General features: G+C 49.7%; 16 protein-coding genes and 1 tRNA gene. 5 read left to right on the top strand and 12 right to left on the bottom strand.

Annotation, left to right across the window (positions count from 1 at the left end; translation table 11 throughout):
• Positions 1 to 186 precede the first annotated feature (186 nt).
• From F463_RS0113345 to F463_RS0113335, 3 genes are all read right to left on the bottom strand, one after another.
• Complete coding sequence (locus F463_RS0113345) at positions 187 to 420, bottom strand: sulfurtransferase TusA family protein (protein ID WP_018987605.1); 234 nt, start codon at positions 418 to 420, stop codon at positions 187 to 189.
• Between the two features lie 21 nt (positions 421 to 441).
• A complete protein-coding gene (locus tag F463_RS0113340; protein ID WP_018987604.1) occupies positions 442 to 759 on the bottom strand; it encodes a rhodanese-like domain-containing protein in 318 nt (105 codons plus the stop codon).
• A gap of 42 nt (positions 760 to 801) precedes the next feature.
• Positions 802 to 877: transfer RNA gene (locus F463_RS0113335), tRNA-Phe, on the bottom strand.
• 249 nt (positions 878 to 1,126) lie between these two features.
• Between F463_RS0113335 and F463_RS0113330 the strand changes: the two genes are divergently transcribed.
• From F463_RS0113330 to nikR, 5 genes are all read left to right on the top strand, one after another.
• A complete protein-coding gene (locus F463_RS0113330; RefSeq protein ID WP_018987603.1) occupies positions 1,127 to 2,020 on the top strand; it encodes a PfkB family carbohydrate kinase in 894 nt (297 codons plus the stop codon).
• Positions 2,021 to 2,204: 184 nt separating this feature from the next.
• Positions 2,205 to 2,474, top strand: coding sequence for a 30S ribosomal protein S15 (gene rpsO / locus F463_RS0113325; protein ID WP_018987602.1), 270 nt, complete (start codon positions 2,205 to 2,207; stop codon positions 2,472 to 2,474).
• Positions 2,475 to 2,732: 258 nt separating this feature from the next.
• On the top strand, positions 2,733 to 4,853 hold the full coding sequence (pnp, locus tag F463_RS0113320; RefSeq protein WP_018987601.1) for a polyribonucleotide nucleotidyltransferase: 2,121 nt from the start codon (positions 2,733 to 2,735) through the stop codon (positions 4,851 to 4,853).
• A 167-nt stretch (positions 4,854 to 5,020) separates the two neighbouring features.
• Positions 5,021 to 7,066 (top strand): TonB-dependent receptor, encoded by a 2,046-nt coding sequence (locus F463_RS0113315; RefSeq protein ID WP_018987600.1) that lies wholly within the window; start codon positions 5,021 to 5,023, stop codon positions 7,064 to 7,066.
• 154 nt (positions 7,067 to 7,220) lie between these two features.
• Positions 7,221 to 7,625, top strand: a complete 405-nt coding sequence (gene nikR / locus F463_RS0113310) for a nickel-responsive transcriptional regulator NikR (RefSeq protein WP_018987599.1) — start codon at positions 7,221 to 7,223, stop codon at positions 7,623 to 7,625.
• A gap of 19 nt (positions 7,626 to 7,644) precedes the next feature.
• Here nikR and F463_RS0113305 read toward each other — a convergent pair whose 3' ends face one another.
• The 9 genes from F463_RS0113305 to F463_RS0113265 form a co-directional block, all read right to left on the bottom strand.
• Positions 7,645 to 9,057 carry a hypothetical protein gene (locus F463_RS0113305; protein WP_018987598.1) on the bottom strand — a complete coding sequence of 471 codons (1,413 nt, stop codon included), beginning with the start codon at positions 9,055 to 9,057 and terminating at the stop codon, positions 7,645 to 7,647.
• Between the two features lie 108 nt (positions 9,058 to 9,165).
• A complete protein-coding gene (locus F463_RS0113300) occupies positions 9,166 to 9,504 on the bottom strand; it encodes a tRNA-binding protein (protein WP_018987597.1) in 339 nt (112 codons plus the stop codon).
• A gap of 40 nt (positions 9,505 to 9,544) precedes the next feature.
• Positions 9,545 to 9,901: a HepT-like ribonuclease domain-containing protein gene (locus F463_RS0113295; protein WP_018987596.1), complete on the bottom strand. Its 357-nt coding sequence runs from the start codon at positions 9,899 to 9,901 to the stop codon at positions 9,545 to 9,547.
• Positions 9,898 to 10,188: a nucleotidyltransferase family protein gene (locus F463_RS0113290; RefSeq protein ID WP_018987595.1), complete on the bottom strand. Its 291-nt coding sequence runs from the start codon at positions 10,186 to 10,188 to the stop codon at positions 9,898 to 9,900. Before F463_RS0113290 ends, F463_RS0113295 begins: the two co-directional genes overlap by 4 nt.
• A 147-nt stretch (positions 10,189 to 10,335) precedes the next feature.
• Entirely contained in the window at positions 10,336 to 11,595 is a 1,260-nt protein-coding gene (locus F463_RS0113285; RefSeq protein ID WP_018987594.1) for a type II toxin-antitoxin system HipA family toxin, read from the bottom strand.
• Positions 11,585 to 11,935, bottom strand: a complete 351-nt coding sequence (locus F463_RS0113280; protein WP_033413584.1) for a helix-turn-helix transcriptional regulator — start codon at positions 11,933 to 11,935, stop codon at positions 11,585 to 11,587. The genes F463_RS0113285 and F463_RS0113280 overlap by 11 nt, the downstream gene beginning before the upstream one ends.
• Positions 11,936 to 12,183: 248 nt before the next feature.
• Positions 12,184 to 12,738, bottom strand: coding sequence for an isochorismatase family protein (locus F463_RS0113275; RefSeq protein ID WP_018987592.1), 555 nt, complete (start codon positions 12,736 to 12,738; stop codon positions 12,184 to 12,186).
• A gap of 4 nt (positions 12,739 to 12,742) precedes the next feature.
• Complete coding sequence (locus tag F463_RS0113270; protein WP_018987591.1) at positions 12,743 to 14,089, bottom strand: TolC family outer membrane protein; 1,347 nt, start codon at positions 14,087 to 14,089, stop codon at positions 12,743 to 12,745.
• A gap of 11 nt (positions 14,090 to 14,100) precedes the next feature.
• Complete coding sequence (locus F463_RS0113265) at positions 14,101 to 14,757, bottom strand: protein-L-isoaspartate O-methyltransferase family protein (protein WP_018987590.1); 657 nt, start codon at positions 14,755 to 14,757, stop codon at positions 14,101 to 14,103.
• Positions 14,758 to 14,785 lie beyond the last annotated feature (28 nt).

Raw genomic sequence — 14,785 nt, 5'->3', positions numbered from 1 at the left:
ACTGTAGGTCAGATTGAGTCCCTGACTAGCCAGTTTGGCAACCGTTGTTCTGCATGCAGACCACGTTAACCCAAGGGTTAACGTCGTTACTCACAGGGCTTCTTCGGAAGCTCTTTTTTTGTGCTGAAGAAAGTGCGCAGAGTGCGGGCGAGGTTGGCGGTTAAGCGCTTATCTGCGGACAAGGACTTACTGGCTGCGCTTGCGGATTAAAAAGGTAAACACGCCGTCAGCTTCTTGCATGTCTATCAGTGTGTGGCCAGTTTGGCGGCAAAAAGCATCAAAATCTTTTTTTGAGCCGGGATCAGTGGCCGTGATTTTAAGCACTTGTTCAGCGGTTAGCTCATTCAAGGCCTTTTTGCAGCGCAAGATCGGCAGCGGGCAATTCAGGTTGCGGGCGTCTACTTCTTTGTCAAAGTGCATGAGTGTTCCTGAGGGTTGAGTTCAAGCAGCCTGGATGGGCAGTCCTGCATTCGCCCAGGCCAGGATGCCACCTGCCAGATGCGAAACGTCGGTGCGGCCTTGTGCCAGCGCAAATTCGCCTGCAGCAATAGAGCGCACGCCACTGCGGCAATAAAACACAATTTTCTTGTCTTGCGGAAACTGGTCAAATACAGCGGTCAGGTTGCCTAAAGGAACATGCAGCGCGCCCGGCAAAATGCCTGAGACGAGTTCGTGGTCATTGCGGATATCAACAAGCAGCAATGACGGATCACTGAGCAGGGGGTGTAACTCATCCGGTGTTAAGTGTTTTAATGACATCAACGAACCCAGAAAAAGAAGTGCCGAAAGGCTGGTAAGGATTGGTGGCCAGAGGCAGAATCGAACTGCCGACACGAGGATTTTCAATCCTCTGCTCTACCGACTGAGCTATCTGGCCAACAGCAATTTGGGCTAGTCCCGAATCGCAAGACGCGCATTATAGCAAAGAACATCAAGAATGCACACAAAAGATAAAAAAAATCCTGATCTGCTTGCCGGACGCTTCTCTTATCGTCGCACGTGATCTCCTTTCGCGATGGATTTACATGAGTTGTGCAACAATATTGACTGCTTTAGGTCCCAAATTTAAGGGTAGTCGAGGCTACGGCTGCAAGAGTGAGCATAATAGGCAATTAAAGGTGAAAGTATGTCAGATTCGATCATGATCTTGGGTGAAGTGCTGGGGGATGTGTTTCCCGACCAAACCGTGATAGGCGGCGCGCCTTATAACGTTGCCCGTCACTGTCATGCCTTTGGCTTGCACGTGCATTTACTCACAGGGATAGGCAGAGACAGCCTGGGTGAGCGTGTGATGGCTGAAATCCAGGCGAGTGGCCTGTCAGCAGAAGGGGTGCAGCAGTCAGCGCGTTTGCCAACCGGGCAAGTCAAGGTACATCTCGGTCCACAAGGCCACCGTTTCGAGATTCTGGATCAGCAAGCCTATGATGACCTGCAATGGCCACCCGTTGAGGCGCTCACCTTGAAGTATCCGCCCCGGCTGGTGTATTTCGGGTCGCTGGCCTTGAGGCATGCGCCTATGCAGGCGGTGGCGGCGCAATGGTTAGCGCTCTGCAAGCCTGCTACCGTACTCTGTGATATCAACCTGCGTGCACCCTGGTATGACGCGGAGAGCGTGCGCATGGCTTTGCAGGCGGCCGACATCCTGAAAATCAATCATGAAGAGTTGCCAGAAGTCTGCAAACTGCTGGGCGTGCCTGGTTCTGCGGATATCAATGAGTTGGCCCGGCGGTTGTTAATGGTGTTTGGCTTAACCGAAATGTTTGTCACCTGTGGCGAGGAGGGTAGCTTCTGGCTGGACCGGTTCGGTCAGGGCTTTCGCGTGCCGCCTGTGCGCCTGAGCGCGGCATTTGTCGATAGCGTCGGTGCCGGGGATGCGTATACCTCGGTGGTGATCAGAGGGTTGCTGGCCGGTTGGTCGCGCCAGACCATCCTGACGCGTGCGGCCAGTTTTGCCGCCTCTATTTGCGGCATTCGCGGGGCCGTGCCAGCCGCTGCCGACTTTTATGATGACTTTCTGTAAGGCTGCAATAAAGTGGGTATCTGTCAATTTAATTCATAAAAACAGAAGCTTAATGTGATAAAAGCCTATGCAAGGTTGGCACTTGCCGCTATAATGCGCGTTTCGTGTAAATTGAATGTCGGTGCGGTAGGCAAATGGGTTGTCTGGCTGCGACGATATTGACGCTAACTCAAGGAAAATAAAGATGGCGATTACCGCAGAACAATCCGCAAAAATCATTAAAGATTTTCAACGCAGCCCTAACGATACGGCTAGTCCAGAAGTGCAAGTGGCTCTGTTGACATTCCGTATTACTTACCTGACCGAGCATTTCAAATCCAACAAAAAAGACAACCACTCACGCCGTGGCTTGTTGGCTTTGGTTAGCCAGCGTCGTCGTTTGCTGGACTACCTAAAAGGTAAAGACGTTAGCCGCTATCAAACGCTGATCGAGCGCTTGAACCTGCGTAAATAATTTGGCTAAAAGTGACGTTTAATCCAGTTCACTTTTAACGAAATAAAAGCCGATGGCATGGTGACTGCCTCGGCTTTTTTGTTTTAAAAATCCTCAGATTTGGAATCTTTTGGATTTTATTCTCACCAACCGGGGTGGCTTCTGTGAGTGCGTTTTGTGCCTATTTAGAACAAAAAGCGTGCTGATGGAAGTCACCGCATAATTGTAGAGAGATTGGCTATTGGGTAGTGAATAGCCATGGTAGATAAAGGAAAAACAATGTTTGAAATTACGAAAAAAAGCCTCCAGCTTGGGGCGCATACCCTGACCATTGAAACCGGGGAAATCGCACGCCAGGCCGATGGCGCAGTGATGGTGAGCTATGGCGATACCGTTGTGCTGGTGGCCGCGACAGCGAAAACCGAAGTCAAAGAAGGTCAGGATTTCTTTCCATTGACCGTGGATTACCAGGAAAAAACCTATGCGGCTGGCCGCATTCCAGGTGGTTACTTCAAGCGTGAAGGCCGTCCTAGCGAAAAAGAAACCCTGACGGCACGTTTGATCGACCGCCCGATGCGTCCGCTGTTCCCAGATGCGTTCTATAACGAAGTGCAAATCGTCGCCACGGTTTTGTCCATCGATCCAGAAATCGATGCTGACATTCCAGCCATGATCGGTGCGTCTGCTGCTGTAGCGTTGGCTGGTATCCCTTTCTACGGCCCGATGGGTGCAGTTAAAGTGGGTTACATCAACGGTGAATACGTGTTGAACCCAACCGCGACACAGTTGAAAGAGTCCGAGCTGGACTTGGTGGTTGCCGCGACTGAAACTGCTGTGATGATGGTGGAATCCGAAGCCAAAGAATTGCCAGAAGACGTGATGCTAGGTGCCGTCGTGTTCGGTCACGAGCAAATGCAACCTGTGATCAAAATGATCAACGAGCTGGCTGCTGAAGCTGGTAAAGAACCCTGGGACTGGACACCGCCAGAGCCAGACACTGCGCTGATTGCAAAAGTGGAAGCGATTGCCGCTGAAGACATCAACGCTGCCTTCAAAATCAAATCCAAAGGTGAGCGCTCTGCCAAGCTCGACGAAATCAAGTCTCGCGTCATGAGCACCTTGATCACTGAAGAAACCTCAACGCTGGAAGCCAACAAGATTAAAGACGAATTCTTTAAACTCGAAGCGAAAACCGTACGTAGCCAGATTTTGAATGGTGAGCCACGGATTGATGGCCGCGATACACGTACCGTGCGTCCGATCACCATCCGCTCCGGCGTATTGCCACGCACCCACGGTTCTGCCCTGTTTACCCGTGGCGAAACACAGGCTTTGGTAGTAACCACCTTGGGTACAGGCAAAGATGAGCAAATCATTGACGCGCTGGCTGGCGAATACTACGAAAACTTCATGCTGCACTACAACATGCCTCCGTTCGCCACTGGCGAAACTGGCCGTGTCGGTTCACCAAAACGCCGCGAAATCGGCCACGGTAACCTGGCTAAACGTGCATTGAAAGCCGTATTGCCTAAGAAAGAAGATTTCGACTACACCATCCGCGTGGTGTCCGAGATCACTGAGTCCAACGGTTCCAGCTCCATGGCGTCTGTCTGTGGTGGCTGTTTGGCTATGCTGGATGCTGGTGTGCCATTGACTGCACATGTGGCTGGTGTGGCCATGGGCTTGATTAAAGAGGGCAACCGCGTCGCGGTGCTGACCGACATTCTGGGTGACGAAGACCACCTGGGTGACATGGACTTTAAAGTGGCTGGTACCGACAAAGGCGTGACTGCCCTGCAAATGGACATCAAGATCACCGGCATCACTGCACAGATCATGCAAGTGGCACTGGCACAAGCCAAAGAAGGCCGCGCGCATATTCTGGGCCTGATGAAGCAAGCCGTGTCTGGCGTGAACACTGAAATGTCACAGTTTGCCCCACGTATCATCACCATGAAGATCAATCCGGACAAAATCCGTGACGTGATCGGTAAAGGTGGTGCCGTGATCCAGGCACTGACCAAAGAAACCAACACCAGCATCGACATCGAAGATGACGGTACCGTGAAGATCGCTTGCACAAATGCGGACGAAGGCGCTGAAGCACAACGCCGTATCGCACAGATCACCGCAGAAGTCGAAGTCGGCCAGATCTACGAAGGCCCAGTGGTCAAGATCCTCGACTTTGGTGCTGTGGTGACCTTGTTGCCAGGTAAAGATGGCCTGGTACACATTTCACAAATTGCCCACGAGCGCGTGAAAGCCGTCAGCGATTACCTCAAAGAAGGTGACGTGGTCAAAGTGAAAGTGGTTGAAATCGACGACAAAGGCAAAGTGCGTTTGAGCATGAAAGCCCTGATCGATCCACCTGCAAGAGAAGAAGCGCCAGCGGCTGAATAAGTCGTTAAGCAATCAAAAGCCCGCGCAAGCGGGCTTTTTTACGTCCATGACTTTTTCCTGACAGTGTCCTCTTCGTCAATTTACGTATAAGACCACGACTGCTTTTAGTGGATAATGCCATCGTATGAATAATTAATAAAAAATCATACGAGAAGAGAGCGACCCTTATGAAAAAACAGTCAGGCATGTCTTTGGCACTGGTGGGCCTGTTTGCAAGCATGCCCAGCTATGCCACAGAAACAGTGGACCTTGATGAGATCGAAGTCCGTGCGCATTATGATAATGCAATTGGCTCTTCAGATGCCGCCAGTGAAGGCAAGGTGAACGCCAGCCTGATCAAAAGCCGGCCCATTGCCCGCATCGGCGAGATTCTTGAATTTGTCCCCGGCATGATCGTCACCCAACACAGTGGTAGCGGCAAAGCCAACCAGTTTTACCTGCGCGGGTTTAATCTTGATCACGGCACAGACTTTGCCACTTATGTGGACGATATGCCCGTGAATATGCGCACGCATGCACACGGCCAAGGCTACACCGATTTGAATTTCCTCATCCCTGAGCTGGTGAGTCATATCCATTACAAAAAAGGCCCTTATTCAGCACAAGAAGGGGATTTTTCTTCCGCGGGCGCGGCCAGGTTGCATCTGCTAAACCAATTGCCACAAGGCATCGCCAGCCTGACCGTGGGTAGTTACGATTACCAACGCATGTTGTTGGCAAACTCGGTGGGCTTAGGGGAAGGACATTTGTTGTATGCACTGGATGTGAATCACTATGATGGCCCGTGGCAGGTGGCTGAAGGCGTGAGGAAATATAACGGCATGTTGCGCTACAGTGAAGGCGACGCACACGACAGTACCACCTTCACTGCCATGGCGTACCACAACCGCTGGAACAGCACCGACCAGATTCCGCTGCGCGTCGTGCGTTCCGGGCAAATTGGCCGCTTTGATGCCATAGACCCCACCGATGGCGGCGATTCATCACGCTACAGCCTGTCATTTAACAAACAGCATCGTGACCAGCATGGCAGCTGGCAAATGAGCGCCTATGCCGTGCGTTCCGAGTTAGACCTCTACAGCAACTTCACATATTTTCTCAACGACCCGGTCAATGGCGACCAGTTTAACCAGAGCGAAAAGCGCACCATGCTCGGCGTGAATCTCAGTAAATCGTGGCTGGGCGAGTTGGCGGGCTTGCCTATGGAAAACAAGTTGGGCATACAAACCCGCTATGACAAACTCTCCCCGGTTGCGCTGTATAACACGGTGAACACACAACGCATTTCACTGATCCGTTCAGACAAGGTTGAGGAAAGCAGTGCAGGCCTCTATGCCGAAAATACCGTCTGGTGGCATGAAAAGCTGCGTACCGTGGCTGGCGTGCGCTATGACCGCTACCAGTTTGATGTCAAAAGCAGCATCAATGGCAACTCTGGCAATAAAGGGGATGGCATTACCTCGCCCAAACTCTCCGTCATCTTCGGCCCATGGGCCAACACTGAGCTTTTTTACAATATCGGCAAAGGCTTTCACAGTAACGATGCCCGCGGCACCACGCAAACCGTGTTACCTGGTGGTGGCGTAGCCACGCCAGTGACGCCGCTGGTAAGTACCAGGGGCAGCGAAGTCGGCATCCGCAGCGAGTGGATTCCTGGCCTGCAAAGTTCATTGGCTATCTGGCAGCTGGATATTGATTCCGAGCTCCTGTTTGTGGGTGACGCCGGTGAAACTGAACCCAGCCGTGCCAGCCGCCGGTATGGCATTGAATGGAACAACCATTACGTAGTGAATGACTGGCTGTTGCTAGATATGGATCTCGCACTCTCAAAAGCCCGCTTTACGCACGCAGATCCTGCCGGACAATATATCCCCGGCGCCATCAATAAAGTCGCCTCACTCGGCGCCACGGTCACCAACTGGGGTAACTGGTTTGGCAGTGTGCAATTGCGCTACTTTGGGCCAAGGCCACTCATTGAAGATAACTCTATACGCTCTAACTCGACCGTCCTCACCTACGCGCGCGTGGGCTATCGCTACAACCCACGCACCACTCTCACCCTGGATGTATTTAACTTGTTTGACCGTAAAGCCAGCGATATCGACTACTATTACGAATCACAACTGGCCGGTGAAGCAACCCCGGTGAACGACAAGCACTTTCATCCGGTGGAACCTAGGTCAGCAAGGTTAACTGTCACCTATAACTTCTAAAACAAATTACCTTGAATAAAACTCGCATGGATACTGTGCGAGTTTTATTTTTGCCTACGCCGCCACAATGCTCACAAAAGGTTTTTCGGTATATTAGAATGATTAACGCCCGAGTGTGACGGGCAACTGTTCACTTACTATCCAGAGACACTTTATGCGACGCATTACAATTTCGGTGGAAGATGACCTGGCCGATGCCTTTGACCAACTGGTCGCCGTTCGGGCCTACGTCAACCGCTCAGAAGCTTTTCGTGACCTCGTGCGAAAGGCGCTTGATGAAGCAGTGATGGAAAGTGGAGATCACACACAGGCCGAGTGCGTTGCCTCGCTCAGTTATGTTTATGATCATCACGAACGCCAGCTCGCCAGCCGTGTGAATCAACTACAACACGACCACCATGATGTGATTATCACTGCCCAGCATGTGCATTTGGATCATGATAATTGCATGGAAACGGTGATATTGAAAGGCAAGATCGCCGAGGTAGAGGCTTGCGTCAATGCGATCTCGTCACAGACGGGGGTGACGCATGCGAAGGTGCATATTATTCCAAGATGATTGATTAGCTTAAAATTAACTACATTCTCAATTTCCACTCTGAGGAGATATGACTAAACTCCGGTAATTCAAACTTAGGTGGAGAGTAGTGCTCATCGTTTATTACAAAATTACTTGCCATCATATCCCTTATGCTACCTAAGCGCTCAATAGATGTGAGATCAGATGAGATATCCTTGAAGAGAGTGGAGAAAGAGTTTGATCTATTGTTTGTTATGAATTCAGGCAATGGTATTTTGAAATCAACCTCAGGAAATTGAGGTAGTCCCTTGAATGCAGCGATAGCATTATAACTTTTAATTAGATTACTAAATTGAAATCCTTGGTCAGTCTTTAGACCATATTTTTGTTTTAGCTCTTGAGTCGCTTTTTGTACAGAGCTATCCCATTTTTGAATTAGTTTGTTCGCTGGTGCAAGTCCATTTTCGTCAAATGCAATCCGAATCTGGCTTAATAGCCCCCTAATTTCCTGAAGGCTCTGTTCATTTCTTAATTCAAGAGCTGAGCTGATAATTTGCTTGGAATTGCCTGATTGAGATGTGAGCCAGGCTGAGAATATTGGTAATTCAAGACTTATAGCAGTATTTCTTCCATAGTCTGAAATTTCTCCAAATGTTTTCGATGTTTGAGCGGCTAAAGAGGCGATTAATTTAGAAGTAAAGTCATGCCCAAAAACACCAGCTTTTTTAAACCAGTGAATTTGATATGCATGTCTGATTGGATGAAGGAAAGTATCAGCCCTCAAATATTTTGCAGTAATACTGTAATAAATAGATTTATATGCAAGCCAATTAAGAGAAGCTATAAAAATATCTAAACCTCTAGTGGTGCCGCCGAGACCACGTGAGTTAGAAGTAGAGTCTCTCCTCATTTGCTCCTTGGATATTTCTTGACCATCACTACCAACTAGTCGTACGTCTTCTGACCAATGCCCACGAGTCGTTGAACTATCTGTTAGCTCGCTGTAAATTGTGGCACTAAGCTTGCTATATTTTTCATACTCAGCTGAGTCGGGCTGCCCTAGCATTTTCATTGTTAAGTAATATACGCTAGAACGTAAATCCCAAGTGCAAATCATATTCAGCTTTAACTGCTCAATTAAGTTCCCAAAGTCGGGGTCTGAAAATTGCCCTGCACGAATTTCAGGACGTATGCGCTTTACTTCTGCGTGTGCTATCTCCGAAAAGGTGTTAAGTTGATAATCTGAGGGAGATAAAAATTTGATGAAATTAAACTCATTTTTGCGATTCTCTTTATGCTCTTCTTTGTAGTCATCAATGCATACGAGCTCATCATAAAATAAGATTGCTTGTGTAAGATTTTCAAGCGCTGCGAGGTCTCCATTAATTGTATCTGGATTTTTGACTTCAATATTTCCCATGACTCGTTCGGTAGCGGTGAGTGTGGCGTTGTCAATCAGTGCATAAGTCATGGGATGTACTCGATACAAAAGTTGATGAAGTCAGAATCTGTCAGTATTGTTTTCTGCAGTTTAAATATTATTAATATGCGTAGGAATCATTTGTGCAAATGAAATCGTTTAAAGCAGCTTTGTGCCAAGCGGCACCTCATGTTCCGGCACACATAAAGTCACTCTTCCTTCCGCATCATGAAAACCCGTCACCAGGCATTCTGACATCAATGGCCCAATCTGTTTGGGCTGAAAATTAACCACGGCGACCACCAGTTTACCAACCAGGCTTTCTGGGGTGTAGTGCGCTGTAATCTGGGCGCTCGATTTACGGATGCCGATCTCGGGGCCAAAGTCGATTTGCAGTTTGTAGGCTGGCTTGCGAGCCTCTGCAAACACTTCTGCCGAAATCACGCGGCCAACGCGTAATTCAACCTTGGTGAAATCATTCCATTCGATTTGATTCATATGCACGGTCTTGAATCGATAGGAGTCCGTATCGATTGATTCAAACTTGATCGGAAAGACTGCGAATAAGCATATGCAACTCTGGTATGTCTCGACGGATTGTTTGCCAGACTAGCTCATAATCAATAGAAAAGTATCCATGCGCCAACCGATTGCGCATCAAGTACATATCTTCCCACGGCACTGTGGCATGCAATGTTGCAAATTCTGGATGGTGTTTTTGGATATTTCGAGCAGCCTCGCCGATGATTTCTATATTACGAATCACGGCATCTTGCACAAGTTTGTTGGTTAAAAAAGCAGCTTCGTCTATCTCTGCGGTGTATGTATCAATACGGTTTATTGCTTCGAGAATGTGCGCAATATAGTGAGGAACACGTAACGGATCCGTCTTCATACTGGCAATGCTTCTAAAAGCACTTTTTCTCTAAAGCTCTCTGGTAAGGCATTGGGGGTAAGCACATCCACTGAGACGCCTAACAACTGCTGTAGTTGATGCTGAATCTTGGCAATATCCATCAGGCTGGTTTCTGAGGTGGGTTCTACCAACAAATCGAGGTCACTGCCTTCCTGATCTTCACCATGGAGCACAGAGCCAAACACTCTTGCATTGCACGCACGATGCGACATCACAATTTGGCGAATGGCTTGCCTGTGTTGATTTAGTGCTTGGGATGGTTTCATGGAAACAATTGCAAATCAAAAAGTTAGGTTTGTCAAAATCTTAAATGATTATGTTTGTAAAAGCAAAATAACGGCGCTGAGTTTGTGCATGCCAATCTCGAGACCAACGTATTGCTCAACCTTGGTGAATTCATTCAATCTGCCAACTCAAACCCAGCCTTGCAAAGCAAAAGGATTGAGGAACTGACGCCCCCACAAAAATGTGCGATCCACTTCGTTGAGATTGGCCTCATCGCATACGGCTTCCCATTGCTCACGAATGGTTTCAAGCTGTGCATTGATGATTTCGCGAGCACGGCCCACTGGCAGCAAAAAGTGTGCAGCAGCCTCCAGGCAAATTGTTAACTGACTAAATCGGTTTTGTCCGGTAATCAACATGGCTTGCGTGGCTTCGCCGCCGGTGCGTCCTTGTGGGCAAATATCATAAGCAGGCGTGAGTGTTAGCGCCTGGCCATCCCAGAATGCTGCATGGTTACGTGCATGATCATCGGTGTTACCACATAAGATATTAAACACAATCCGCCCAAATAGCTCTTCAAGGGTGCGCGTAGGTTGAGTAAAGCGGTGTCGGACCACTGTTGCCAGGTCTTCGTAGCTGGCATAGCGTGCTTCGGTTTCATCTAAGTCGAGCATGGTGAGTGCGGATACCATGGCGCGGCGTGCCCAGCCATTGTTCACCGTAAAACGGTCAAATCGCTCTATCAACAGCACGTCTTTACCCAACGCTTGCGTCAACTTTACTGGCGCAACATTCAGGCCGACGATAGATGCGAGGCGCATGGCGACAAATTCTGCCTTGACCACGTTATAGAGATCATTGCTGGCTGAGAATTTGGCAATATATTTTTTATCATGATCCGCAATCAACGCTTTGGGGCGTGCACCGCCCAGCGATGTGCCATGTTGCAGTGCGAGATCCAGTTTGGGGGATAATGGAACGCCTTGCTCTACGCGCTCTGCCGATGCCATTAATTCATTTAGCGTCGCGTTTTGGCGTTCACGCGCCACATATTCCGTGGCTGAGGTTTGAAAATCCAATGCCCCGATGCGATCTGAACCAGATTCCAATAGATAGGTCAGTTCATCCAGTTCAACCGGCTCGGCTGCAAGTCCTTTGAGGCCGAGCGTTCGGTTAATAATGACGCGCCGCCCCCATGCATCGGGCGAGGCGTCACGGATACAGCTGGGTAATTGCATATTTTGCCGTAAAGGAATGGCACCGGCTTGCAATGGCAACTCCGGTGCATAAATCGCAATTGCATTTTTTCTTTTGAGATAACTTTGACCGTAGTTAAATACCAGTCTTCCATCATCCTGTCTGGCTACTCGACCGGCAACGACCGGTTCAATTTCTTTCGGCAGCCAAATCCATACATAAGCCTCATCAATACCGTGATCAGAAGTCATCTTTTACTACCGTTCTTTTTTGATGAATGGCTTTAGGGAGCAGGCGAAGTTTTTCTTCCTGTTCTTTGATGTGCATGGTCAGCGTGTGGCTGTTCTCTGCATCAAACAGAGGAACGCCTACAATCGCCGCAGCTTCCACAACAAGACCAATGCCACAGCGCGGGTCCCCTTGCTCAATCCTTTGCATCATATCGCGCGAAATACCCACGCGCTCAGCCAGCGCCTGAACACTCAGTTTGCGTTCAATGCGATGAATACGGATAAGATTGCCGAGCATTGTCACCGCTTCCCGCGCATAGCGGGAGTAGATACGTACATTTGTTGATCCTTGATTACTCATCGCATCTAAACCTTATTAGCATTAGTTTACTTTACCGGCAAGCACTGGCAGTGTCAATTAAATTGACTATATATAAGTCATAATATATAAATATGACGTTTTTGTAAGTCGAAATATAGTTTTTGGTGTGGTTTGTGTGCGGTTATCATTACCGAATTTTTTGCGGTAATGATTGAGTGGGTTGATTACAGCACGAGGAAATTTTTGCCAATTAGTACGGTTCTGTAACAGGTGAGTGCGGTGATGTCTTACCGAATCAGTGCCGATACGGCCTTGAACTGTGTATGTGTCGCGCCTTGCATGGGCTCAAATAGCATAGATTCTGTATTTGTAATGATGCAACCTGCGCTGCGCATTCTTGCTATGGCGTTATTGCGGTTGGCCTCAGTGCGTGAGATGACGGCGTCTTCTACGATAAACACTTGTTTGCCTGCGGCTAATGCATTCAGGGCGGTTTGCAGTACGCAGATATGGGTCTCAAGCCCGAATAGCACGACTTGCGGGGCGACGCTGACGGAGGATTCCTGAAAAGCAGATTCGTGCCATGCAGAGAAGGCAAGTTTGGGAATACGCGGAGTATAGTCTGGCAATAGTGTTTGCAGCGCAGGCAGGGTTTCGCCAAGTTTTTCCGGATATTGTTCAGTGACCCAGAGCGGGATATTCAGGAGCTGAGCGCCTTGAATCAGGCGCTGAATGTTTTTGATCGCATTGGCCATGGCCTCAGGTGGCATCACGTCACAGAGGCGAGTTTGTACGTCAATCAACATCCAAACGGCGTCTGTGGTGGCGATGGCTGGTTTCATGGGTTTATCTCTTGGCGAGTTGCTGGTCGATATCTTGCAGGTCGGCTTCGGAGACGATGCCGCTGGCGGTTTTGAGGCGGATGATATTCACCAGGTAGTTATAGCGGGCCTGCAACAAGTCGCGGTTGGCGCTGAAATACTGTTGTTGCGCATTGAGCACGTCTACGCTGGTGCGCACGCCCACTTCGTAGCCGAGCTTGGTGGAATCCAGCTGGCTCTGGCTGCTCTTGAGCGCTTGTTCCAGAGCTTTTACCTGCGCAATGCTGGTACTCAGGTTGAGGTAGGCGCGCTGGGTTTCTAGTGAGGTCTGGCGCAAAGCGTTTTGCAAGTCATCCAGCGCTCTCTGGCGGTTATAAGCGGCCTGGCGTACGCGCGAGCTGACCGCGCCGCCCTGGTATAGCGGCATGGAAAGTTCTACGCCTATGGTGGCGTTGGTCAGGTCACCACCAAAGCCGTTTTGGCCACCGTTTGCGTAGCTGTCGAGGTAGCTGGCGACTGCATCCAGTGTCGGGTAGTGACCGGCACGGGCGATTTCGATATCTTTTTCGCTGACTTGTACAGTTTCCTGCTGAATCTGGATATTAAGGTTGCTCTGATTGGCGACCTCTTGCCACTCCTGAATAGACTTCTGGCTAGGCGTGATTTGAATATCTTCACGCACGGAGGCTAAATGGTCGGGCAATTTGCCGGTGATTGCCTGCAGGGTGCGCTTGGCAATCTCCATCTCGTTTAACGCGGACAGTTCTTGTGCGACCACCAGGTCGTAGCGTGCTTGTGCTTCATTGACGTCGGTGATGGTTGCGGTGCCCACTTCAAAGGTTGCTTTGGCTTGTTCTAGCTGGCTCAGAATGGCTTTTTTCTGCGCATCGATCAAGGTAATGCGGTCTTGCGCCAGCAGCACGTCAAAGTAGGCTTGCGTTGTGCGTAACATCAGATTTTGTTGTGCAAGATGATATTGCTTGTCTGCAATGCTCACCTGCACTTTGCTTTGATCAATTCTCTCCAGGTTTTCCTTGCGGAAAATCGGTTGCCTGGCCTCAAGCCGGGACTGGTAACCTTCAAAGTTATTGCGACCACCCCGTAAGGGGTTCTGCGTACCGATGATTTTGAGGTCGGTTTGGCTGGCGCTGGCACCAGCGGTTAAGTTGACCACCGGGCGGTAGCCTGCTTTCGCCTGTTCTATGATCTCCTGCGCCGCCTGGTTGGCGCTGCCGGCTGAGGCCAGTACCGGGTCATTGGCCTTGGCTTCCTGATAAATGTCGATCAGGCTTTGTGAGGCAGCCCAGCTGGTATGGGGTAACCACAGGCAGCTGGCAAGGGCAATTAACCGGGATAGGCGCATGAGTGACATGGTTTGGTGTTTTAAAATGAGAAAGCCTGGGCTTGTGTGGCGTTTTGCATTTCTGTCAGGCAGGTTTCAAACAGCACATCCTGCTTGTAACTATGCTCGGCAAGGCGCTGGATCAATGTTGCCTGCATCACAGGTGCCTGGCCCAGGACAATCAGCATGCGGCCACCGATGCTCAACTGGTAGCGCACACCTTCTGGCTCCACCGGGCTGGAGGCTGTGAACACAATGGCATCGTACGGGGCTTGTGACTCATACCCATTGTGGCCATCAAGTTCTATCACTTGCACATTCTTTATGCCCTGCTTGGTCAGGTTTTGCGTAGCCATGGCACACAGCTCAGGGAAGATTTCCAGCGCGGTGACTTGCGCACAGTGTTGCGCCATCAATGCGGCCAGGTAACCACTGCCTGCGCCGATCAGCAGCACTTTGTCTTTGGCTTGCAATTGCAGGGCCTGTAAAAAGCGGCCTTCAATTTTCGGGCTCAGCATTTGCTGGCCCTGCGCGAGCGGGATTTCAATATCGGCAAACGCCAAGCCGCGGTACGCTTCTGGCACAAAGGCTTCGCGTGGCATGTTGTTCAAAGTGGCCAGTACCTGTGGGTCCAGCACCTCCCAGGTGCGGATTTGTTGCTCAATCATGTTAAAACGTGCGGTTGCCTGATCTGTCATGTCTTGAATCCCAGTTTGATTATTGATA

The sequence above is a fragment of the Methylophilus methylotrophus DSM 46235 = ATCC 53528 genome (assembly GCF_000378225.1).
In the GTDB taxonomy this organism is placed as follows: domain Bacteria; phylum Pseudomonadota; class Gammaproteobacteria; order Burkholderiales; family Methylophilaceae; genus Methylophilus; species Methylophilus methylotrophus.
Note: the sequence above shows the minus strand (reverse complement) of the source record. Positions and strands in the feature narration are given on the sequence as shown.